Origin of the sequence: Myroides sp. WP-1, from assembly GCF_014145635.1 — a bacterium.
In the GTDB taxonomy this organism is placed as follows: Bacteria; Bacteroidota; Bacteroidia; order Flavobacteriales; family Flavobacteriaceae; genus Flavobacterium.
This window is the reverse complement of sequence record NZ_JACHTC010000001.1, coordinates 375825-399706: the sequence shown is the minus strand read 5'-3', so window position 1 is coordinate 399706 and position 23882 is coordinate 375825. Positions and strand designations below refer to the sequence as shown.

Here is a 23882-nt window from a genome sequence, read left to right as displayed (position 1 = left end):
AATGTAACAGAGAAGAAATTCTACCACATCAAAGAAGACGGTACTCAAGAGCTTATCGATTGGGCTGATTTCAATACAACCAACGAAAGCTTCACTTTAGTGAACGATATGTTGACAATTACCGATTCAGATGGAAACACGGTTGAATTAGATGTAACTGAAATAGCTAATAACACGAAGTTTGTGACTGAATTGACAAATAATATGTCGTTGATCACTAATATCGTCAATAAGTTAAAAGGCAAATACGGAAACGTAGTTTACAATGTAACAGAGAAGAAATTCTATCACATCAAAGAAGACGGTACTCAAGAGCTTATCGATTGGGCTGATTTCAATACAACCAACGAAAGCTTCACTTTGGTGAACGATCAATTGACCATCACGGATTCTGATGGTAATACCGTTGCTTTAAACGTAGAAGAAATCGCGAGCAATACGAAGTTCATCACCAAGTTGACAGAAAACGAAACGTTGATTAACAACATCGTCAACAAGTTAGCTGGTAAATACGGAAACGTAGTTTACAATGTAACAGAGAAGAAATTCTACCACATCAAAACAGACGGAACTCAAGAAGAGATCGATTGGACAGATTTCAATACAACCAACGAAAGCTTCACTTTGGTGAATGATCAATTGACCATCACGGATTCTGATGGTAATACCGTTGCTTTAAACGTAGAAGAAATCGCGAGCAATACGAAGTTCATCACCAAGTTGACAGAAAACGAAACGTTGATTAACAACATCGTCAACAAGTTAGCTGGTAAATACGGAAACGTAGTTTACAATGTAACAGAGAAGAAATTCTACCACATCAAAACAGACGGCACTCAAGAAGAAATTGATTGGACAGACTTTAATACAACCAACGAAAGCTTCACTTTGGTGAATGATCAGTTGACGATCACGGATTCTGATGGTAATACCGTTGCTTTAAACGTAGAAGAAATCGCGAGCAATACGAAGTTCATCACCAAGTTAACAGAAAACGAAACGTTGATTAACAACATCGTTAATAAGTTAGCTGGTAAATATGGTAACGTCGTTTATAATGTGACAGAGAAGAAATTCTACCACATCAAAACAGACGGAACTCAAGAAGAGATCGATTGGACAGATTTCAATACAACCAACGAAAGCTTCACTTTAGTGAACGATCAGTTGACCATCACGGATTCTGATGGAAACACCGTTGCCTTAAACGTAGAAGAAATCGCGAGCAATACGAAGTTCATCACTAAGTTGACAGAAAACGAAACGTTGATTAACAACATCGTTAACAAGTTAGCTGGTAAATACGGAAACGTAGTTTACAATGTAACAGAGAAGAAATTCTACCACATTAAAACTGACGGCACTCAAGAAGAGATCGATTGGACAGACTTTAATACAACCAACGAAAGTTTCACTTTAGTGAACGATCAGTTGACCATCACGGATTCTGATGGTAACACCGTTGCCTTAAACGTAGAAGAAATCGCGAGCAATACGAAGTTCATCACCAAGTTGACTGAAAACGAAAACTTGATCAACAACATCGTTAATAAATTAACGGGTAAATACGGTAACGTCGTTTATAATGTAACAGAGAAGAAATTCTACCACATTAAAACAGACGGCACTCAAGAAGAGATCGATTGGACAGATTTCAATACAACCAACGAAAGCTTCACTTTAGTGAACGATCAGTTGACGATTACGGATTCTGAAGGTAATACCGTTGCCTTGAACGTAGAAGAAATCGCGAGCAATACGAAGTTCATCACCAAGTTGACTGAAAACGAAAACTTGATCAACAACATCGTTAATAAATTAACGGGTAAATACGGTAACGTTGTTTACAATGTAACAGAGAAGAAATTCTACCACATCAAAACTGACGGCACTCAAGAAGAGATCGATTGGACAGACTTTAATACAACCAACGAAAGCTTCACTTTAGTGAACGATCAGTTGACGATCACAGATTCTGATGGTAACACCGTTGCCTTGAACGTAGAAGAAATCGCGAGCAATACGAAGTTCATCACTAAGTTGACAGAAAACGAAACGTTGATTAACAACATCGTCAACAAGTTAGCTGGTAAATACGGAAACGTTTTCTATAATGTAACAGATAAGAAATTCTACCACATTAAAACTGACGGAACCAAAGAAGAGATCGATTGGACAGATTTCAATACAACCAACGAAAGCTTCACTTTGGTGAACGATCAGTTGACGATTACAGATTCTGAGGGTAATACCGTTGCTTTAAACGTAGAAGAAATCGCGAGCAATACGAAGTTCATCACCAAGTTGACAGAAAACGAAACGTTGATCAACAACATCGTTAATAAGTTAGCTGGTAAATACGGAAACGTTTTCTATAATGTAACAGATAAGAAATTCTACCACATTAAAACAGACGGAACCAAAGAAGAGATCGATTGGACAGACTTTAATACAACCAACGAAAGCTTCACTTTGGTGAACGATCAGTTGACGATTACGGATTCTGAGGGTAATACCGTTGCCTTGAATGTAGAAGAGATTGCTAGTAATCAAAAGTTTATTACTGAGATGATTAGTCAATTGGATGGAAAGTATGGTAATATGGTTTACAATTCAACCTCACAAAAATACTTTTACATTAAAACAGACGGCACATTAGAGGAGCTTAATATTGGTGTTACGGCAGATTTAGCAGGTGATGTTACAGGTCCAATTGGCACAACCCATTTAGCTAAAATTCAAGGAAACCCTGTATCAGCTGCAACAGTTACCAATGGGCAAGCCCTTGTATTTGATGGCACATCATGGGTGCCAGGTACGCCAGATGTAGATGCAACTAAAGTTACGGATGGGAAAAACCTAGGATCAGATGCTTCAATCACGGTTACTGACGGAACAGCTGCTTTGTTGAAAGAATCAACAATTAAAGTAGCAGATGGAGGAATCACAACAACTCATATTAAAAATGGAACGATTCTTCCTGAAGATTTAGCTGCCTCACCTGCTGCTAACCAAGTGTTAGTGACAGATGGAAATAATGTACCAGGATGGGCTAACCCTTCTGTACTATCTACATCTCCTTGGTTGGTTCAAGGGTCAACAACGATCGCAACATTGAATACCCAAAATATTTTCCAAATGGGTACGATAGCGATCGGGGCGAATGAAATTCCTAGTACAGAACCAACAGCAAAATTATATGTTGCTGGAGACGTAGTAACAACAGGAAAGTATTTCACAACCAATGCAGTATATGCGGATTATGTATTTGAAAAATACTTTACTGGAAGTTCAGATATCAAATTGACCTATGAGTTTAATAGCTTGAAGGACATTGCCAACTTTGTCAAAGAAAATCATCACTTACCAGGTGTAACTCCAATTGGAGATTTGGCTAAAAATGACAAAGGTTATGGATTTGACTTAACCAATTTATCTGTTGAATTATTAGAAAAAGTAGAAGAATTATTCTTGCATACGATTGAACAACAAAATCAAATTGATCAATTGAAACAAGAACAAGAAGCTGTTGCAAAACGTTTAGAGCTTATAGAAAAACTAATGGAAAAGAAATAATCAACTAGAGTAATTAACTTCTTCCTGAAAAGCAATTTTCAGGAAGAATTAAATGTAACAGCTATATGAAAAAACTATATATACTACTGATTCTTCTCAGTTCTATGTTGGTTAAAGGACAAACGCCTGGAGGAGTTCAAGGAGTAACCATTGAGTATTGGTTATCTGCGGATGAAGTATTACTGAACAACCAAGTGAATGACGGGGCTAGTATTTCAAATTGGATGGATAAATCTATCAATGCTAGGCACTTTTATAATTCAACAGGATTTACACCGAGATATATTAAATCTGCCATGAACTATCACGCGGCAGTAGAGTTTTACAATGATGAAGAAACAGCTGAGACGGATAGTAGAAGGAGAAAGCTAGAATCTATCAGTACATATCAAGTAGATCCCAACCGATCTTATTATGTGATATGGATTTCTCGTTTGGAAAATGATTCATTCTCTGGGTCTTTAAAATATGCTCCCGTATTTACGGTCAATAGTGCATCAAGTGGAGACAACTATGGATGGATTGCAGGTACTGGAAATGATGCCCAAAAATTGTGGCATGAAACAAGAGGAGGTTCATATACCCATAGCCATTTAGGTAAAGCCTATGGAATTGGAATTGCTGTAATGCCAAATAAAACTGGATCTTCAGCACTCACACAAAGTCAATACTTAAATGGATTAGCCAGTACAACAACTATGGCAGCTCGTGCTATGGCATCCACAGCAACTAAAAGTATTATTGGAGGTACAGACCCTGGATCTTCTAACACGTATTACTATTACGGAGAAGTGATGGAAGTTGTGGTTTTATCTCGTCCTGCTGGAACAACAGGTGTTAGTTTAAGTGCAGATGAGTTAAGAAAAATCAATACACATTTCGCTATTAAATACGGAGTGAGTTTAGATCCGTCTACGCCAAACTACATCTTATCTGATGGAACATTAATTTACAGTGGAATTCAACAAGGTTATACCCTTTACAACAAAGATATATTTGGTATAGCAAGAGATGATGCCAGTGGATTGCTTCAAAAGCAAGCCATGAGTGCAGATGATCCTGCTCTTTCCATTTCACTTGGGGAATTTAAAGAAACGAACAAAGAGAACCAGTCTGCTTTAACAGATAAACACGCATTAATTCTCGGAGCGAATGGGTTAACAGGAACGCAATCTTATAGCCATGATACAGGAACAAGTTTCGTGAACTATACGTTGCAAACCCATACAGATCCCGTTACGGGTGTTGTTAAACAAGAGAAGTTGACTACTTTGTTCAACTACAAATTACGAGCAAAAACAACAGGACAAACTTCTTTTACTGTTAATGCGAGGATAGGAATTGGTACCTGGTTACTAGTGAGTAATACCCCTGATTTTACGCCAAGTCAAACGCGTATTTACAAAAGCATTGACGGAGAAATCAAAGATGTTGTAATTAACGATGGAGACTATATTGGTTTTACATCTGAATTTGTAGCGCCAGGTGGGGTAACTAACGGATTGAGAATGTGGCTAAATGCTTCTCAAAGACAAACTTTGACGGTGAGTAGTGGAGAAATCATGAACTGGACCGATTATTCAGGAATTGGAACAACCTACCGCAAGAAAGTATCTAACAATTCGGCGCCTCAGTATGTAGAACAAGACGAAAGAACTAATTATCACCCAACACCTTTATTTAGAGGTGAAAAAGATTATTTAATAACAGACAAAGCCGCTATGTCTAAGGCAATACCAGATGATGTAGCCTTTTATGCAGTAGTCAATCACAATTTTGCTACTTCAAGATCTTATTTTATTGGTTTTGGTCAACAATCTCCAGGAACCAATGCCCGACGACCTGCATTTGGAGTATATCGAGGAAGTTCCAATAATATTGACGGATTAGGACGTATTGGATCGACAGGATTGAGTAATAGTCCGAGTCGCTTATTTAATACCGGAGCAACAACAATTGCAGGGTACCATTGGAAAGTTGGTACAGGAGTAACCTTTGAATTTGATGGTGGCCACTCTGAATTTGTTACCCATAAATACAACAACGTATTGATGAATGGTCCTGGGATGTTAGGGTTGGGAAGTTCTTCTAGTTCCTACTATTTACAAGGAGTAATGCCTGAAGTAATTCTTTATGAAGGCATACTTACAGCGAATGAAAAAGAGCGAATTAACTCTTATCTAGGGTTGAAATATGCAATTACCATTAAACTAGGTACAGCAGGAAGTCCTAATTTCAATTACCTCTTATCAGATAATACGTCAGTATGGAATGGAAATGCTACAGCAAATCGAAATTTTCACCACAATGTGGCGGGAGTAGTTCGAGATGACAATGCAGATTTATATAACCATCAAGCAAAATCGACCGATTTAGGCGCTATTGTTCACATGGGTGTAGGTACAAAAATTGGGTTAGATCCAGTACTTGGAAATATCATTCACGATAAATCAGCACTTGTTTGGGGACATAATGCTGGTGCTTTGACGCGTTATTCCTTTGCAGGAAATCAACAAATTTGTGGAGAAATGGATTCTCGTCTGAGTGGTAGAATATGGATGGTTGAAAATACAAATTTTGACCAAAGTATTTTAGTCCGTGCAGCAACAAATGATTTTCCATACAATGGATCGAATTGGCAAGTGTTTTTACTTGTAGCGGATTCCCCAACGAAATTGACCAATAATCAATGGGATCGCGTAGTTCCGATGGACTTCCTATATGAAGGACATCAAGTCAATTACAAATTTCCGAAAGATCAAAAAATGTATTTCACTTTTGCAGCCAAAGCACTACCTGGAATCTGTGAATCTTGTGATTTTGAAGGAGTAAAAAAACTAGAATTTACAAAAAACAATTGGGCAAAAGGAGCAACTTCTAATACATATAATTTAGGAGATGGATTTACAGCTGATGTAAAAGTAACAATTGAATCACCAGCAACTTTGAGAAGTCGCTATCCACGTCCATCTTCACTGAAATCACTTCGTGAATACAGACGTAGAGGAGTGGGAGACAATGCTATGGTGACAGAAGTAACCCTTAAACAAGGTGCTTCTTTACGTGCGGCAGCAACCTCTTTTGAGATTTTTGAAATTGATCGTTATGGAGGGCGTTTTTCTGATGTAGAAGTGTACGGTGTTTGTGGTAATGGTGTCGTTATGCCAAATCTTAGCTATACGGCGAAGAAGAGTTCGTATAAAATTGCGGGTAATAAAGCCAAAGGATATACCTCTTCTAGTTATGCCTCACCTAAAGGGAGAATGTATGTAGAATTTGATGTGCCGGTAGAGAAAATTTACGTTGTACATAAATTCACAGGTAGAAACGGTTCTGGAACAATGCGAATTGGAATAGGTCCTATGGAATTCTATTGCTTACCGCCAACACCAACACCAAATGAGGAAGGATTAATTTTTACCAAACAAGGACCACCAGAAATGTTATTGTGTGAAGAAGCTGTATATACCTTCCGTATCAGCAATACAAACTGTGCGCCTTATCAAGTGAATTTCTCTGATGTATTACCTGTAGGAATGCAATGGGTAGGTGAATCTTTAGCTGTTGAGGAAGAAGCTGTTGCTCAGGCAACAATAAACAACTATGAACATGGACGTACTTTGGATATCCAAAATTTAATCGTACCAGGAACATCAACGCTGACGTTTAGAGCTAGAGCTATTTTTGATCGAGATGCCCAACCAGGCACCTATGAAAATCGTGGAAAACTAAGCTATCAGCCATTAACAGGAACGCCAAGAACCATAGAATTACTAAGTTGTGATCGCCTATTAGTTGGGTGTGAACCAACCAGAACAATCGCAACGGGTGATCCTTCAGTAAGGCCTTTACCAATTGAAGTGGTGAGCACAACTGCAGATAAAGGATGTTATAGCGAAAATGATGTGGTAACTGTATTCATAAAAGTAAAAAATTCAAATGCCTTCAACGTAGAGGATATGTTGTTTGAATTGGACTACAATGAAGAGTTTAGTTATGTCAATAATTCATTAACCTCTTCGACGATAAGCTTAGGAGGATCTGTTTTAGTGGATACCGCTGAAGCAGGAAGTATCTTGATTGAAGATTTTATTTTACCACCAGGAGAACATACAATTTCGTTTAAGATAAAAGCGCCAACAGAAGCCAATCTCGTTATGGTCGATGTTGATCCATTGGATCCTTCACAAGGACAAATTGAAACACCGTTGTTTATCGATTTTGATTTAATCAACGAATCGGATGACGCCTGTCTGAATGCAATTACCTCAAATACCTATGGTTCATTGGAAATGGATTACTGTGTAGTTTGTTACTATGATCCTGTGATAGGTGATAATGGAGATATCCTAGACTCAGCAGGTTACTTGGCTATAACAACATTGAATAGACCTGATAAAAGCTGGATTCCAACAAGAGGCAATGCTTTTATTGTGTTAGAGTCTAAAACAAAAGGATTGGTGATTTCGCGTTTAACCACAACGCAAATCATGCAGTTATCGCCAGTAGCAGGAATGTTGGTTTACGATACAACAATGCACTGTCTTAAAATGTTTAACGGTATAACTTGGGGCTGTTTAGACCAAGGTTGTGTGGATGAATAGTTAATCAAAGTGGAAGAAAGGCAGTATTAACTTGTCTTTTTTTCACTACCTTAAAATGAAATTGCTATGGTTAATATAAAATATAAAAGCATATTAGGATTGGGATGTTGCTTGATCTTGGGAATGGGAACAGCTTTAGGACAAACAGCTGTAGGTAAAAAAACGGTAGAGAACGAAACCGTGATCCTCGATTTTAAAGAAGGTGACAAAAGAGGAATTATCTTACCCTGGATCCTTGAAGAAAATCAGGTAGACTCTCCCGTTGGAGGTACACTAATTTTTGATTCAAAAGATAAAAAAGTCAAATACTATAAAGAGGGAACAAATCCTGGTTGGGTGGACTTATCTATTCACGAAGGACAGGTTGACCTGAGTATACAACAAGCCTATGCTGAAAATACAGCGATAACACCAACAGTAATTGGAAGTCGAACATCAGCAGCAAAAGGTGTTTTAGTGCTTGAAACTACCACAAAAGCTATGGTTTTACCTAGAATGGAAAGTCCTCATTTAAATCTTTTGAGCCCACAGGCGGGTACTATGGTTTTCGATACGGTGTCAAAAATGCTATGTATTTTTAATGGAAATGAATGGTCTTTTTGGAAAGTTAATTAATTTTTGAAAAAATTATAAAAAAAAATAGCGTAAATTACGTTAAAAATATAGGTAAAAAATCATACAATGAAAAAGATAACATATAGTATAAGTCTAGCTGTCAGTTTTTTGGGCTGTGTCGTGCACGCCCAGAATGGTGAACAAAATATCGTTGTCAATACAGGAGTCATGTTTGTCGCCCCTAATGAAACGATTGCAACACATTTTGATTTTTCCAATACCGAAAATGGGAAGGTAGTCAATGATGGTACAGTCCTTTTTTTCCAAAACTTTAATAACGATGGGCAATTTAGCTTTAGTAAACAAGGAAAAAATGCGAAGAGCAGTACGGTTGTTTTTCGTCGACATAATCAGGATGAAGGAATACAAGTAATAAGTGGAAACGCTATTACTGAATTTTTTGATCTTGAACTAAGTAGTAAAACTCCAGTTGTTGCTTTTGATTTGAAAAATAATATGGATGTTTACGGGACTCTTAACTTTGATGAGGGAATTCTAAAAATAGATGAATCTATTAATCCTATTCACAAATCATCATACGGAATGTTGACGTTCCAGCAGGGCGCTCAAGCCTTCAACACTAGTGATCGCTCTCATGCTGAGGGTAAAGTTGAAAAAATAGGAAAAGAATACTTTGAATACCCAATTGGAGATGAAACTTATTTTAGAGCAGCAAGTATTGGAGCTCCACAAGATATTCTTGATGCCATAGTTGCTGAGTATAAACTAAAAGATACACCTTTTTTTGCCGAACGTGAAAACAAGACCGGAGTAGTAAAAGAAGTAAATACCAATGAATATTGGAAACTAGAAGGAAATTTAAAGCAAGACGAAACTGTTATTTTGAGTTTAACATGGGATGAACGCACAACGTTATCTGCCATGATGACTAATCCCGAAAGTGATCTTCACATTATTCGTTGGGATGAAAAACAACAGCTTTGGGTTGATGAAGGAGGTGTAGTAGACATGTCTACTCGTACAGTAACAACACCTACAAAAATAAAAGACTTTGGCTACTTCACTTTGGGAACTGTAAAAGAAGATTTGATTCTCGATGGCGATGTTGTGATCTATAACTTAGTGACACCTGATGGTGATGGTAAAAATGATTATTTCATTATTGACAATATAGCGAAATACCCTAATAATCGCGTTGAAATATACAACCGTTGGGGAGTAAAAGTGTTTGAAACAACCAATTACGATGCTTTAGGTGATGGAAGTACAAATGTATTTAGAGGATATTCAGAAGGAAAAATTACAGTAGATCGCAAGAAAAAGTTGCCTAGTGGTACATACTATTACATCCTGACCTATGAGTATAAAGATGCTAATGGAAGTCGCATGATCAAAAAAGCAGCTAATTTACATTTAGAGACCAATTAAATCAGAAGCAAATGAGACTAAAAAAATCAACACGAAATGTATGGCTTGTGAGCTTAGGTTTGTTGGGCATCACGCAAACTTATGGTCAACAAGATCCACAATATACCCAGTACATGTATAACCATTCTAATATAAATCCTGCTTACGCTGGGAGTAGAGAAGGAGTACATATCTTTGGATTATATCGCACACAATGGGTGGGATTAGAAGGAGCACCTAAAACAGCAACGCTCTCGGTCAATACTCCATTAGGTGAATCAGGACTCGGTTTAGGTGTAAATTTCACCAATGACCATTTAGGGGTGATGGATGACAATACGTTATCAGTAGATTTATCCTATGCCATTGACTTAAACTATCGCTACAAATTGGCCTTTGGATTAAAAGGATCTGCCAATCTACTGGATGTCAATTACAGTAAATTAAATATTTACAATCCAACGGATCCTGTGTCAGCCGATGATATAAAAAATGAGTTTACACCTAATATAGGCGCTGGATTGTTTTTGTATTCAGATAAAGCCTATGTCGGATTGTCAGCGCCTAATCTATTAACAAGAACGCGTTATGATGATAATGACGTTCAAACACTTCGTCAAAAAATGCACTTGTATTTAACAGGTGGTTATGTATTTGACTTGAATCCAAACCTGAAATTTAAACCTGCTACAATGATTAAAATGGAGCAAGGTTCTCCTTTGCAAGTAGATGTTAGTGCCAACTTCATTTTCCTCGACAAGTTCACCTTAGGGGCAGCTTATCGTTGGGATGCTTCAGTCAGTGCATTGGCAGGCTTCCAGGTATCGGAAAATATTTTTGTAGGATATAGTTATGATGCAGAAACAAGTAAGTTAGCCCGTTACAATTCAGGCTCACATGAAATCTTTCTGCGCTTTAGTTTGTTTAATAGCTTCAAACGCGTTGCTGCGCCGAGGTTCTTCTAAAAATCAGCATTATGGTGAAACAAATGATAAAAATAGGTGTACTCACACTAATTCTAGGTGTGGTTAATCTAGGATATGGCCAAATTAGAAAAGAGAAACAAGCCGATAAAAGTTTTGATCAAACTGCATACATCAATGCTATTGAAATTTATGAGCGTATGGCCGAAAATGGCTATGTCAATAGTTCGGTGTTGCAAAATCTTGCTGATGCTTATTACTTCAATGGCAAACTAGTCGAAGCAAATAAATGGTATACAGAACTTTTCGAAGGAAAGTATGACAACAAAAATTTGGCGCAATTGCCCTCTGAATACTACTATCGATACAGTCAAACACTTAGAGCAGTTCAAAATTATGAGAAATCGCAAGAATTGATGAATCAATTTGCACTTCTTGAAAAAGAAGATGGAAGAGTAATGGAATACAATAAAGACAGAACTTATCTGTCTGCGATTGAAAATCTTTCCAATCGCTATGATATTCGATTGCTTAATATCAATAGCGACTATTCAGATTATGGAGCAACGATACTGGGAAGTAAGCTTGTGTTTACTTCCGCTAGGGAGACTCCGCAACAAAATAAAAATAAAATTCACTCGTGGACCAATGAAAGTTATACGCGTTTGTATACTTCTGTTATTGATAAAAATGGACTCGCTGCACCAGAGCGTTTTCCTTTAGGTGATGATGTCTATGTCAATGATGCTACGGCCGTTTTTACAAAAGATGGTAAAAGCATGTTCTTTACTAGAAACAATAGTAAACCTAGTGGAAAAAGCAAACAAAATAAAGCACACAACTCTTCGCTAAAAATATATAAGGCTGTTAAACAAGCGGATGGGTCGTGGGGACAAGTAGAGGAATTGCCGATCAATTCGGATAATTTCAATACTGCCCATCCTGCTTTAACACCGGATGAAAAATGGCTGTATTTTGCCTCTGATCGAAAGGGAACCATTGGCCAATCTGATCTATATCGTGTAGCCTTGTTTAACAATGGCGGGTATGGAGTAGTAGAGAATTTAGGAAAAACAATCAATACAGAAGGTAGAGAAAGCTTTCCCTTTATCTCCACTGACAACAAATTATATTTTGCTTCTGACGGACATCCTGGGTTAGGAGGAATGGATGTTTTTGTTTCTCAACTGTTTCCCAATGGAAGCTTTGGTCCCGTAATCAATATGGGAGAACCTATTAATAGTAGTATGGATGATTTTGCATTCTTCTATGATATCGAAGAGAAAAAAGGATTTATCAGTTCAAATCGAGCAAGTGATAAAGGCACTGATAATATCTACTTATTCGCACCGACCCAATGCAAACAAACATTTGAAGGAAAAGTATACGATTTAGATACCAACGAAATTTTGGCTGATGCGAGTATTGTAATCTCTGATGCATTATATCAGCACAGCGACACAATTCGAACGAATAACAAAGGAGAATATCGCATTGTAGATTTAGAATGCGGTGTGAAGTATCGTATTAAGGCAGAAAAACCAACATACAACACTGTAGAAATTGCCTTTACAATAAAAGAAGAAACAGGTGCTAAAAAAGTCGATATAGGATTAGAACGCACAGAAAAACCATTGCAAGTTAATGACGATCTATTCAAGCGACTACAACTGCAACCGATTTATTTTGATTTTGATCAGGCTATTATTCGAAGAGATGCTGCCATTGAACTAATGAAAATTGTAGAAGTAATGCGTGCCTATCCAACAATGAAAATTGATGTTCGCTCGCATACAGATAGTAGAGGAAATGACCAATATAACTTAAGTTTATCCGACCGTCGTGTTCAAGCAACGATCAAATGGATGAATGAACAGGGAATTGAACGTAGTCGATTAACAGGACAAGGTTATGGTGAAACACAATTACTCAATCACTGTAGTAATGGTATTCGTTGTTCAGAAACAGAACACCAAGTTAATAGACGAAGTGAGTTTATTATTGTGGAGATGTAGCAAATACAACTAACCTATAGTCGTGACAAAAATCTTTTTAAAATCTATTTTAAGAAGAAAGAGATTCAGCTGTTCTCCCCTTAGAACAGCTGAATTATTTTTTTATAGAAATGCGATGAAGCAACGATAGCTACGTGTTTCTATTGAATTGCACTATAAAAAGTCAAAAAAAGTGGCGTATATACAATTTTTAAAAATAGGTTTAAAATATTTATTTATCTTAAAAATAAATTTAAAAAACATTTTATTAGCTTTTATTTAAAATATTTTTATTAAATTTATGTAAAAAATTGCTATAAAATGAAAAATAACACATTTGATAATTATGCGTTGTTTGACAATTACGGAAACAAACACGATTTTATGCTTATGGAAATTGATCAACTGCTTCAGTTGGGAAATTCTTACACAGAAGCGTTGAGTAAGCAAGACTTTTTGAAAGTGATTTACATTACAGAAGGTGAGGGAGTTTATTATGCCGACTTAGAAGCATTCGAAGTGAAAAAAGGAGATATCTGCTTTGTTCGCAATTTTCAAGAACATCGCTGGAGTTTTAATCGAAACGTTAAAGGTTATGTCATTAATTTTACTTCCGCCTTTCTAACCAAGTTTATTGCCAACCATCAATTCATTCAAGATTTGTCGTTCTTTAATCGATTTACAGCTCATAATATCCAAGAGCACAATAGTTCTGGCTATCGAATTGATCATGCCATTCAGAATATAGTACATGAATTAAAAATTGAAATAAATAGAGATATTAATTTGATTCGTATTTACTTACTTGAGATATTATTAATCTGTAAGAGAAAAATTGATCGTAAAAACGAAGTAAAGAATGAAAGTGTCAATTCTAACATCTTAATAGATCAATTTGAACAGTTAATCGAAAACCATTTCTATGAATATAAGTTTCCGAAAGAATATGCAAAATACTTATTAGTTACGCCAAATTACTTAAACAGCATTTGCCGTAAAATGAGAGGAAAGTCGGCTGGCGACTTGATTCGAGATCGAATTCTTCTAGAGAGTAAACGCTTGCTGATCACTACTAATTTATCTGCAAGCGAGATTGCTTTTCGCTTAAACTTTAAAGATAGCTCATACTTTACGCGTTTCTTTAAAAAATACTTGCACGTTACTCCAGATGAGTATAGACGTAATTTGTAAAAAAGTAGGATAATTGACTTGTTCGCTTATACAATATTACGCGCCTAAAAAATCAGTAATAATTTCTTGCATTTCTTCAATAGAAACAACTTGTGTATCTGGATGTTGCTTAAGCCAGGCAGCATTTAGTTCAGTTAAGTCCTCTGTTGGGAAATTTTTGTCCTCTAATAGTTTAGCGGTTTCCTGTCCTTTGTCTAAAGGTTGTTGCAAGAACTTTCCAAGCTTAATCTTGCTAAAAAGCTTCATTTGACGCATTTGTTTCTCAAAGTAAGCCAAATGTTCAGCAGCTTCCATAGCTGATAACCCAGCCTGAATAATTTCAATTAAATCTAAATCCCATTGTGTCTTGTGGATGAAAGAAGCAAGTCCCTCATTTTGCACTGTATTATAGTAGTAATCCACACAATAACTGGCAAAAGCATCCGGGTGTAATTCATCATCACCTACTTCAGCATGGCGCAAGTAATTAACTACAGAAATATTAGAATGCACAACCGATAAAGCAGTAGCACTAGCTATTGCATCAGTAGACAACAAAATAGAGGGGAATTCTCTCATCATTATGACTTAATTAAAAAGCAAAGGTAATTTAATTGAAAGGCAAATCATAGCTTCCCTGCTTTATTTTACTTGTCTTTTAAAGGTGGATGTCTAATAAAAATTTCGTTTTTTTATGATAAAAAAAGGATAAATTAGCAAATAAGAGATAACTTTGGCTGTTTAAAAGAGTTAAAAATTCAAATAAAAGTACAGATGAGAAAGCTTATCTTCCTGATTTTCACAGGGGTATTCACGTCATTTTGTTATGCTCAAGAGAGTAGAGAATACCAAGATTTTGATGATGAAGTAGAGGAAATAAATAAAAAAAGATCTTATTTCGGATTTGTAGGAGGATATAATCACACCAGAATCAGCAAAGAAAATAGCGCAAGACAAAAAGGAGGTTTTTATACAGGAGTTACATTTGAACGTTTTTTGGAAGAGAAAGTGTCATATCAACTTGATTTGATTTATACTCAAAGAGGTGTTCGATTGAAAGATCATGGGACACTTTTTAATCCAAGACAGAATGACCGCATTAGTATGAACTATCTTGCTTTATCCTATATCGGTAAAGTCTACCTCGATAAGTTATACCTTCAAGGTGGAATGCAAGGAGCTTTACTTGTGGCAGCAACAGACGAAGTAAATGGAATAAAAACTTCGCGTTGGGGAGATTCAAGTCCTTATGACTTTGGTCTACTTTTAGGTGGTGGATTTCAACTATCACCAAATTTTTACTTCGATCTGCGAGGGTACTTTGGATTAGTTAGCATTCACAACGAAGAATTAGAACTAAGAGAACAATACAACTATAATGTGAGTTTTGGATTAGGTTTTAAATTTTAAAAATGCAAACAAAATAAAAGATTGTATGTGATTTTTAAATTTTGTTTTTATTATGATAATATTTTGTTTTTCTTATAGTTAAAGTTTTATTTTTTTATTGTTAATTAAAGTGAAATTTAAAAAGTAGATAAAAATAATCTATTTTTGCTGGTAAATTAATGTATACACCATGAAAAAAATTACACTTACACTTTGTGCTTTATTTATGTCTTTAACAGCTGTTATGGGACAAGAAGCAGGAGTGATTAAAGAAGAAAAATCAACTTCTAAAAATCAATCGTATTTTGGTTTTAAAGCAGGATATAACCGAACTACAATCACAAATGCGGTGGATGTTGTTGGAAAAAGCGGAATGCATATTGGTATAATGGGAGAGTATTTTGTGGCTGACCAAATTTCATTGCAAGGAGAGTTTTTCTATACAACAATGGGAGGTGATATAGAGCCAGTATTTCCGTTTACAACTAGTTCTGGAAAAATAACAATGAATTATTTAGCTATACCTTTTATGTTGAAAGTATACGTAGTTGAGGGATTCAATATTAAAGCTGGTCCTCAATTTGCGTTTGCAGTAAAAACGGAAGGTAAAGTAGATGGTCAGACAGGTGATATAGGCAGTGTTGTAAATAAAGTAGATTTTGGTTTTACTACAGGTATAGGCTATGATTTTCCTTCTGGTGTGTTTTTAGATACACGCGTTTATTTTGGAGCAGTAAATGTGCTAAAGAATACGGAGTCAAATAAAAACTTTGCCTTTAATCTTGGAGCGGGATATAAGTTTTAAAAATAGGAATAAAAAAAAGGGAACGTTCACGTTCCCTTTTTTTTATTATAAATAGCGCAATTAAAGTTTGCGTCTTTTCATTTCAGTTTCAATTAAATCCAACTCGCGATTCGTTTGACCTTTAACTGAAGTGTTCTCTTGAGCACGTCGAATTAAGTATGGAATAACATCGCGAACAGGACCAAATGGCAAGTATTTTGCTACATTGTAATCTGCTTTGGCTAAGTTAAAGCTAATATTGTCACTCATTCCATATAACTGACCAAAGAATAGTCGTTTGTCGTGATGTGCAATTTGGTGTTTCTCCATTAATTCAATAACCAATTTCGAACTATTTTCGTTGTGTGTACCAGCGAATAATGCCATACAATCCATGTTTTCTAGCATAAAAGTAACACCCGCATCATAGTTGATGTCTGTTGCTTTTTTGTCAACACAAATCGGTGATTGATATCCTTTTTCTGCCGCGCGTTCTCTTTCAATTTCCATGTAAGCTCCGCGAACTACTTTCATTCCAATGTGAAATCCTTCTGCTTTAGCAATTACGTGTAAATCTTTTAAGAATTGTAAACGATCCCAACGATACATTTGTGCCGTATTGTAGATCAATGCTTTTTCCTTGTTGTACTTGCGCATCATCTCTAGTACAATAGCATCTGCTGCATCTTGCATCCAGCTGTGTTCTGCGTCAATCAACAATAGTACATCGTGATCATAAGCAAATTTACAAGCCATGTTGAAGCGATAAACAATGCGTTCCCATTCTTTTTCTTCTTCAGCTGTAAAAGGTTTTCCTTCTCCTTTTTTGACAAACATATCAAAACGTCCAAATCCAGTTGGTTTGAAAACAGCAAACGGAATCGCATCCGGTCGTCCTTTCGCCAATTCAATCGTTTTGATTGTCATGTTTAATGCCGCGTCAAATTGCTCCTCGGTCTCTTTTCCCTCTACAGAATAGTCCAACACCGATGCAACTCTACCTTGATTATACATCTTATCAACTACACTTAAACAGTCCTCCTCGTTAATTCCTCCACAAAAATGGTCGAAAACCGTCGAACGGATTAAGCCTGTAACTGGTAAATGGGTTTTAATGGCAAAATTAGCTAATGATGATCCCATTTTTACAAGAACGGGTTTGCTAATCATTTTGAATAAAAAATGAGCTCTCTTCAACTCTTTATTATTCTTAAGTGCGAATGCTACTTCTGTATTGTTAAATAAGTTTTTCATTATTTGGTAATAATAAATGTTAGGCAAATATAGTTACTCTTTTACTTTTAATTCAATTTTTTCTCCTTTACTTTGTGTATAAATAGAAAGTAAATGATAAAAGTAGAAACACCAGATTATCCCATTTATTTTGGCGTTGAGAATTATGCGGTTTTAGGAGCGTATTTGAATGAAAAGCAATATAGTAAACTGCTGATTCTTACCGATTCAACTTGTAATGAGCTGTGTTTACCTCACTTTTTGGCTCATTTACCAACAACAATTCCTTTCGAAATTGTCGAAATTGAACCAGGAGAGCCGGCAAAAAACCTAGCGACCTGTGAGGGAGTTTGGGAAGCAATGCTTGATCTTGGATTGGATAGACATAGTGCCGTGATTACCGTTGGAGGTGGTGTAGTGTCTGATCTTGGTGGATTCGTAGCCTCTGTTTATATGCGCGGAATTGATTGTTTCGTTGTGCCTACTACCTTATTAGCGATGGTGGATGCTTCAGTAGGAGGGAAAACAGGAATTGACTTGCAAGGAGCAAAGAATTGCATAGGCTCTTTTACAATGCCTAAAATGGTGATTATTGATGCGGTATACCTTGAAACGTTAGATCCCCGAGAATTGAAATCAGGGTATGCGGAAATGCTTAAACACGGACTGATCTACGATCTTAGCTATTTTAATCACCTTAAAGATATCGCACAAGTTGATTTTGGTGACATTGAAACGCTGATTTACCACTCTGTTGTAATTAAAAATCAAATAGTACAAGATGATCCAAAAGAAGCAGGAGTGCGCAAAATACTCAACTTTGGACATACTATAGGACATGCAATTGAAAGCTATTATTTGTTAAATCCAATAAAAGAACGTATGTTACACGGAGAAGCCATTGCAATTGGAATGATCATCGAAGCGTATATATCAACTGTTATTTTAGGGTTAAATTCGGTAGTTTATCAAGAAATCAAAGAATCAATTCAATATATTTATGGAAAGGAAATATTTTCCGAAGCGGATGTAGAAGAAATCCTGACGTGGTTGAAGTTTGATAAAAAAAATAGAGCAGGCGAGATTCGAATGGTTTTATTGTCAAATATTGGAGCGGCTTTTTATGATCAGGAAGTGAGTAAGGATTTGATCCTTAAAGGATTTGAAGATTATTTAAAATAGTGATTTTTTTAAATGTCTTTTTAAGATTTGGATTTAATATTTTGTTACATTTGCCCTCGTGAAAATAGATGTTTTATATATTAGATTATGTGTCTCATCTCGGAGAAACATCAAGCGTTTTGTCAGAAAACAAAAGGCTAATTTTGTATATACAATGATTAAATATTTTAAGGAAGCGTTGAATTCTTTTCGTTTTCGACATAAGCTACCCATAGTATTTGCCAATATTAGAGTTTGAAAAGCGGTTTCATTACCGTTTAGATTAAAATAATTAATAACTTTTAAAATTGACTTTTCAAATGAACACAAAATACGTTGATTTAATCAATCAAACTTTTTATTTCCCTCAAGAGGAGTTTAAATTAAACAAAGACAATCTTCAATTTCACAATATTGATTTAATGGGATTGGTTGAAAAATACGGATCTCCACTAAAATTTACTTATCTTCCAAAAATTTCTGACAACATTGCTAAAGCAAAAGGGATGTTCAGAAAAGCAATGGAGAAAAACAAGTACAAAGGAAATTACTACTACTGCTATTGTACAAAAAGCTCGCACTTTTCTTATGTGTTAAATGAAGCTTTTAAAAACGATATTCACGTAGAAACATCTTCTGCATTTGACGTTAATATTGTTGAGAAATTATTGGAAACAGGAAAAATAAACAAAGATACATTTGTTATTTGCAACGGATTCAAGCGTTCTCAATACATTGATAATATTGCAAATCTGATCAATAATAAGCACGAGAAAACGATTCCAATTATCGATAATTACGAAGAGTTGGAATTATTGCAAGATCAGATTGAAAAGAAATTTAAAATTGGTATTCGAATCGCTTCAGAGGAGTCTCCAAAATTTGAATTTTATACCTCTCGTTTAGGGATTGGATACAAGAGTATTTTGCCTTTCTACAGAAAGCAGATTGCAGAAAATCCAAAAGTAGAATTAAAAATGTTACACTTCTTCATTAATACAGGTATTCGTGATACGGCATACTACTGGAATGAGTTGGTGAAATGTTTGAAAGTGTATATCACCTTGAAAAAAGAATGTCCAACGCTTGATAGTTTGAATATTGGCGGTGGATTCCCAATCAAAGATTCTTTGGCTTTTGAATTTGACTATCAATACATGGTAGACGAAATCATCAACCAAATTAAAATTGTTTGTGATGAAGCAGAGGTGGATGTACCTAATATCTTTACAGAGTTCGGTTCTTATACCGTTGGAGAGAGTGGAGGAGCTATTTACGAAATTCTATACCAAAAACAACAAAATGACAGAGAGAAATGGAATATGATTGACTCTTCTTTCATTACAACTTTACCTGATTCTTGGGCTATTAACAAAAGATTTATTATGTTGCCTATTAATCGTTGGAATGATGCTTACGAGCGTATTTTGTTGGGTGGATTAACGTGTGATAGTGATGACTACTACAACTCAGAACAAAACTTGAACGCGATTTATTTGCCAAAATACAATAAAGAAAAACCGTTGTATATTGGTTTCTTTAATACAGGAGCTTATCAAGATACAATTGGAGGGTTTGGCGGAATTCACCACTGTTTGATTCCACAGCCGAAACACATTCTAATTGACAAGGATGAAAACGGAATTATCGCATCTGAATTGTTCTCTGAACAACAAACAGCAGATGAAGTTTTAGAAATATTAGGTTACAACAGAAATAAATAAACAATAAAATTAAAAGATTAATAAAATGAGTAAAGGACCAATTAGTCAGTTTATTGAGCATCAATATAGACACTTTAATGCAGCTGCATTAGTAGATGCTGCAAAAGGATACGAATTGCATTTAGCAGAAGGTGGGAAAATGTTAATCTCTATGGGAGGTGCAATGAGTACTGCTGAATTAGGTATTTCATTAGCTGAAATGATCCGTCAAGATAAAGTTCACTTTATTTCTTGTACAGGGGCTAACCTAGAAGAGGATGTTATGAACTTAGTAGCTCACTCGCACTACAAACGCGTGCCAAACTACAGAGATTTAACGCCTGAGCAAGAAAGAGAATTGTTAGACAATCACTATAACCGTGTAACAGATACATGTATTCCTGAAGAAGAAGCATTCCGTCGTTTACAAAAACACTTAGAAGATGTATGGCATGCTGCTGAAGCGAAAGGAGAACGTTATTTTCCACACGAATTCTTATATCAAGTTGTAAATTCAGGTGTATTGGAGCAATACTATGAAATCGATCCTAAAGATTCTTGGATTGTTGCTGCTGCTGAGAAAAACTTGCCAATCGTAGTTCCAGGATGGGAAGATTCAACTTGTGGTAATATCTTTACTTCGAACGTAATCAAAGGAAAATTAAACGTACATACTGTAAAATCAGGAATTGAGTACATGATCTACTTAACAGAGTGGTACCGTGCTAATTCAGGCGGAAAAGGTGTTGGATTCTTCCAAATTGCAGGAGGTATCTCTGGAGATTTCCCTATCTGTGTTGTGCCAATGATGTATCAAGACTTAGAGTGGGAAGATGTTCCTTTCTGGGCGTACTTCTGTCAGATTTCTGATTCTACTACATCGTATGGATCTTACTCTGGTGCAGTGCCAAACGAGAAGATCACATGGGGTAAATTAGATGTAGATACACCGAAATACGTAATTGAATCAGATGCAACAATTGTGGCTCCATTAGTGTTTGCATACATTTTAGGTCAGTAATGAATAGAAAAAATCTCGATAAAATAATTGGCATTTTATTTGTTAATTAGGATTTAGCTATTACATTTGAAAACGAAATAAAGCAATAAATATAAAATGAAGAGAGTAATTGTTGATTACGCGAAATTAACAAACGAAATTTTGACACTTTTAGTGGAGAAGTTTCCTGATGGTTATGACGATTCAGATATTATTCGTTTTAAAAATATTAAAAACGAAACTGTTGAGGCTGTTGAAGTGAGAACAGAAGACACCATCTATCTAGTTAAAGTAAGTACTAAGTTAGCCGATCGTATCGAGAACTTCGATGACGAAGATGAAGATGATTTTGTAGATCCTGCAGATGATTCATTAGATGCATTGAAGGATTTAGAAATTGCTGACGAAGAAGATTAACAGTTTCTAGTAATATAAAAAAAAGCTATCGCACTGCGATAGCTTTTTTTTTATTGTAATCTGACGAAATAAAAGGCTCTTTTTTAGATTAAGAAAGGGTAAGCTTCAATACAATCATGTCTTTCATTTGTCTTCCATTTTCAAATATAGGTTCAGGATAGTGGTCTAGAAAGAAATTTTTGCGTATTTCGTGACGTACAAATCCATTGCGTTCATAAAAGCGGATTTGAGCATCTCCCGTATCAGATGTTCCTACAAGCAGTGTTTCGTAGTTTTGTTGCTGTGCAAGTTGTTTGATTGCTTTGAGCAAAAAACTGCCAATATGCTGGTTTTGATAAGCTGTGCTGACGGCTATGTTTTTTATTTCTAAACAAGTAGAGCTTTGGGTATAGAGACAGAAAACAGCAAGCTCCTCCTGGTCTTTCCACACGCTGTATACCTGACTGTCATAAAGGTATTGCTCAATTGCTTCTACCGTTTCATCCGCTAATAAAAGCAAATGCATAGGGTATTGTTTGTTTTTTATTTCTTTTATTTCAAGGGATTCAAGTAGCATAAATGATCGATTTTGTCTAGAACAAAAGTACAATCTTTCTTGTATTTAAGAAATTTAAGCCCTAAAAGTGAGAATAGTATAGCATTTGAGGGTGTTCTATCTTTTAATGTAGGAGAGAATAGAAGAATTTATGTAAAATTTGAATATATTTGCAACCATTATAAAAAGACAATAAGTTACTAAAAATATGAAAGCAGGTATTGTAGGATTGCCTAATGTTGGAAAATCAACACTATTCAATTGTTTATCAAACGCTAAAGCGCAAAGTGCTAACTTCCCATTCTGTACAATTGAACCCAATGTTGGAGTTGTAAACGTGCCAGATCCCCGTTTATTAAAATTAGAAGAGTTGGTGAATCCAGAGCGCGTTTTACCAGCGACAGTAGAAATCGTTGATATCGCTGGATTAGTAAAAGGAGCAAGTAAAGGTGAAGGATTGGGTAACCAATTTTTAGGAAATATCCGCGAGTGTAATGCAATCATCCACGTTTTACGTTGTTTTGACAATGATAATATCGTGCACGTTGATGGAAAAGTAAATCCAATTCGCGATAAAGAAACAATCGATATCGAATTGCAGTTGAAAGACTTGGAAACGGTAGAGAAACGTTTAGAAAAAGTAAAAAAAGCAGCTAAAACAGGAAATAAAGAAGCACAAGTAGAAGCAGATTTATTAGATCGTATTAGAGAAACATTGCTAGCTGGAAAATCAGCTCGTATTGTTGAAGCAAAAAATCAAGATGAAGAAGAGCTACTAGAAGCATTCCAATTAATTACAACAAAACCTGTATTGTATGTGTGTAATGTAGATGAAGGAGCAGCGGTTAGCGGAAATGACTACGTAGAACAAGTGAAAGAACTTGTAAAAGACGAAAATGCTGAAGTGATCGTATTAGCTGTTGGAACAGAAGCAGATATCACAGAGCTTGAAACGTTTGAGGAGCGTCAAATGTTCTTGGAAGATTTGGGATTAGAAGAACCAGGGTCGTCAAAATTAATTCGTTCAGCATATAAATTACTAAATCTACAAACGTATTTTACTGCAGGTGTAAAAGAGGTGAGAGCTTGGACTATTAACGTTGGTGATACTGCACCGCAAGCAGCAGGAGTAATTCACTCGGACTTTGAAAAAGGATTCATTCGCGCAGAAGTAATCGCTTACGACGATTATGTGACGTTTGGTTCTGAATCGAAAGTAAAAGAAGCAGGAAAACTAAGAGTTGAAGGAAAAGAATATATCGTAAAAGATGGTGATGTAATGCATTTCCGCTTTAACGTATAAGGATAACAACAAGTAAAACAAAAAAAGAGAGGTCGACAAAAACCTCTCTTTTTTTGTATATTTAAGTTTTGATTGGTTGGAATATGCTAAAAAAAATAGCACACTTT

16 protein-coding genes and 1 pseudogene are annotated in these 23882 nt (G+C 35.8%); 14 read left to right on the top strand and 3 right to left on the bottom strand.

All coding sequences use genetic code 11. From position 1 onward, the window contains the following. From H4K33_RS01755 to H4K33_RS01725, 7 genes are all read left to right on the top strand, one after another. On the top strand, positions 1–3576 hold a 3576-nt coding region (locus H4K33_RS01755), incomplete at its 5' end, for a hypothetical protein (RefSeq protein ID WP_370576646.1). Between the two features lie 65 nt (positions 3577–3641). Then, positions 3642–8180 carry a hypothetical protein gene (locus H4K33_RS01750; RefSeq protein WP_182646776.1) on the top strand — a complete coding sequence of 1513 codons (4539 nt, stop codon included), beginning with the start codon at positions 3642–3644 and terminating at the stop codon, positions 8178–8180. A gap of 66 nt (positions 8181–8246) precedes the next feature. Further along, entirely contained in the window at positions 8247–8795 is a 549-nt protein-coding gene (locus H4K33_RS01745; protein WP_182646775.1) for a hypothetical protein, read from the top strand. Positions 8796–8861: 66 nt separating this feature from the next. Continuing rightward, the gene (locus tag H4K33_RS01740) at positions 8862–10184 is read left to right on the top strand and encodes a gliding motility-associated C-terminal domain-containing protein (protein WP_182646774.1); all 1323 of its coding nucleotides are present in this window, start codon (positions 8862–8864) and stop codon (positions 10182–10184) included. 11 nt (positions 10185–10195) lie between these two features. Continuing rightward, positions 10196–11128: a type IX secretion system membrane protein PorP/SprF gene (locus H4K33_RS01735; protein WP_182646773.1), complete on the top strand. Its 933-nt coding sequence runs from the start codon at positions 10196–10198 to the stop codon at positions 11126–11128. Between the two features lie 11 nt (positions 11129–11139). Continuing rightward, a complete protein-coding gene (locus H4K33_RS01730; protein ID WP_182646772.1) occupies positions 11140–13101 on the top strand; it encodes an OmpA family protein in 1962 nt (653 codons plus the stop codon). 300 nt (positions 13102–13401) lie between these two features. Beyond that, on the top strand, positions 13402–14271 hold the full coding sequence (locus H4K33_RS01725) for a helix-turn-helix domain-containing protein (RefSeq protein ID WP_182646771.1): 870 nt from the start codon (positions 13402–13404) through the stop codon (positions 14269–14271). Between the two features lie 36 nt (positions 14272–14307). Here the strand turns inward: H4K33_RS01725 and H4K33_RS01720 are convergent, their stop codons facing one another. Further along, positions 14308–14832, bottom strand: a complete 525-nt coding sequence (locus H4K33_RS01720; RefSeq protein ID WP_255493518.1) for a hypothetical protein — start codon at positions 14830–14832, stop codon at positions 14308–14310. Positions 14833–15024: 192 nt separating this feature from the next. On the opposite strand from H4K33_RS01720, the gene H4K33_RS01715 reads away from it, so the two are divergent. Together H4K33_RS01715 and H4K33_RS01710 are read left to right on the top strand one after the other, a co-directional pair. Continuing rightward, positions 15025–15660: an outer membrane beta-barrel protein gene (locus H4K33_RS01715; RefSeq protein ID WP_182646770.1), complete on the top strand. Its 636-nt coding sequence runs from the start codon at positions 15025–15027 to the stop codon at positions 15658–15660. 169 nt (positions 15661–15829) lie between these two features. Beyond that, positions 15830–16444: a porin family protein gene (locus H4K33_RS01710; protein WP_182646769.1), complete on the top strand. Its 615-nt coding sequence runs from the start codon at positions 15830–15832 to the stop codon at positions 16442–16444. A gap of 60 nt (positions 16445–16504) precedes the next feature. Here the strand turns inward: H4K33_RS01710 and H4K33_RS01705 are convergent, their stop codons facing one another. Then, the gene (locus tag H4K33_RS01705; RefSeq protein ID WP_182646768.1) at positions 16505–17677 is read right to left on the bottom strand and encodes a proline dehydrogenase family protein; all 1173 of its coding nucleotides are present in this window, start codon (positions 17675–17677) and stop codon (positions 16505–16507) included. Between the two features lie 93 nt (positions 17678–17770). On the opposite strand from H4K33_RS01705, the gene aroB reads away from it, so the two are divergent. From aroB to H4K33_RS01685, 4 genes and pseudogenes are all read left to right on the top strand, one after another. Beyond that, a complete protein-coding gene (gene aroB / locus H4K33_RS01700; protein WP_182646767.1) occupies positions 17771–18838 on the top strand; it encodes a 3-dehydroquinate synthase in 1068 nt (355 codons plus the stop codon). Between the two features lie 299 nt (positions 18839–19137). Beyond that, positions 19138–20541 carry an arginine decarboxylase gene (locus tag H4K33_RS01695; RefSeq protein ID WP_182646766.1) on the top strand — a complete coding sequence of 468 codons (1404 nt, stop codon included), beginning with the start codon at positions 19138–19140 and terminating at the stop codon, positions 20539–20541. Between the two features lie 25 nt (positions 20542–20566). Next, complete coding sequence (locus H4K33_RS01690) at positions 20567–21541, top strand: deoxyhypusine synthase family protein (RefSeq protein WP_182646765.1); 975 nt, start codon at positions 20567–20569, stop codon at positions 21539–21541. 96 nt (positions 21542–21637) lie between these two features. After that, positions 21638–21934, top strand: a pseudogene (locus tag H4K33_RS01685) (DNA primase); the annotation flags it as partial. A 91-nt stretch (positions 21935–22025) separates the two neighbouring features. Here the strand turns inward: H4K33_RS01685 and H4K33_RS01680 are convergent. Beyond that, the gene (locus H4K33_RS01680; RefSeq protein WP_182646764.1) at positions 22026–22493 is read right to left on the bottom strand and encodes an N-acetyltransferase; all 468 of its coding nucleotides are present in this window, start codon (positions 22491–22493) and stop codon (positions 22026–22028) included. A 187-nt stretch (positions 22494–22680) separates the two neighbouring features. Here H4K33_RS01680 and ychF point away from each other — a divergent pair, with 187 nt between their 5' ends. Beyond that, positions 22681–23775, top strand: a complete 1095-nt coding sequence (gene ychF, locus H4K33_RS01675) for a redox-regulated ATPase YchF (protein ID WP_182646763.1) — start codon at positions 22681–22683, stop codon at positions 23773–23775. Positions 23776–23882: the final 107 nt, after the last annotated feature.

What these genes read in the sequence shown, in the direction of transcription:
- H4K33_RS01750 (WP_182646776.1), top strand. Translation starts at nt 3,642, where the DNA reads ATGAAAAAACTATATATACTACTGATTCTTCTCAGTTCTATGTTGGTT.
- H4K33_RS01745 (WP_182646775.1), top strand. Translation starts at nt 8,247, where the DNA reads ATGGTTAATATAAAATATAAAAGCATATTAGGATTGGGATGTTGCTTG.
- H4K33_RS01740 (WP_182646774.1), top strand. Translation starts at nt 8,862, where the DNA reads ATGAAAAAGATAACATATAGTATAAGTCTAGCTGTCAGTTTTTTGGGC.
- H4K33_RS01735 (WP_182646773.1), top strand. Translation starts at nt 10,196, where the DNA reads ATGAGACTAAAAAAATCAACACGAAATGTATGGCTTGTGAGCTTAGGT.
- H4K33_RS01730 (WP_182646772.1), top strand. Translation starts at nt 11,140, where the DNA reads ATGGTGAAACAAATGATAAAAATAGGTGTACTCACACTAATTCTAGGT.
- H4K33_RS01725 (WP_182646771.1), top strand. Translation starts at nt 13,402, where the DNA reads ATGAAAAATAACACATTTGATAATTATGCGTTGTTTGACAATTACGGA.
- H4K33_RS01720 (WP_255493518.1), bottom strand. Translation starts at nt 14,832, where the DNA reads ATGATGAGAGAATTCCCCTCTATTTTGTTGTCTACTGATGCAATAGCT.
- H4K33_RS01715 (WP_182646770.1), top strand. Translation starts at nt 15,025, where the DNA reads ATGAGAAAGCTTATCTTCCTGATTTTCACAGGGGTATTCACGTCATTT.
- H4K33_RS01710 (WP_182646769.1), top strand. Translation starts at nt 15,830, where the DNA reads ATGAAAAAAATTACACTTACACTTTGTGCTTTATTTATGTCTTTAACA.
- H4K33_RS01705 (WP_182646768.1), bottom strand. Translation starts at nt 17,677, where the DNA reads ATGAAAAACTTATTTAACAATACAGAAGTAGCATTCGCACTTAAGAAT.
- aroB (WP_182646767.1), top strand. Translation starts at nt 17,771, where the DNA reads ATGATAAAAGTAGAAACACCAGATTATCCCATTTATTTTGGCGTTGAG.
- H4K33_RS01695 (WP_182646766.1), top strand. Translation starts at nt 19,138, where the DNA reads ATGAACACAAAATACGTTGATTTAATCAATCAAACTTTTTATTTCCCT.
- H4K33_RS01690 (WP_182646765.1), top strand. Translation starts at nt 20,567, where the DNA reads ATGAGTAAAGGACCAATTAGTCAGTTTATTGAGCATCAATATAGACAC.
- H4K33_RS01680 (WP_182646764.1), bottom strand. Translation starts at nt 22,493, where the DNA reads ATGCTACTTGAATCCCTTGAAATAAAAGAAATAAAAAACAAACAATAC.
- ychF (WP_182646763.1), top strand. Translation starts at nt 22,681, where the DNA reads ATGAAAGCAGGTATTGTAGGATTGCCTAATGTTGGAAAATCAACACTA.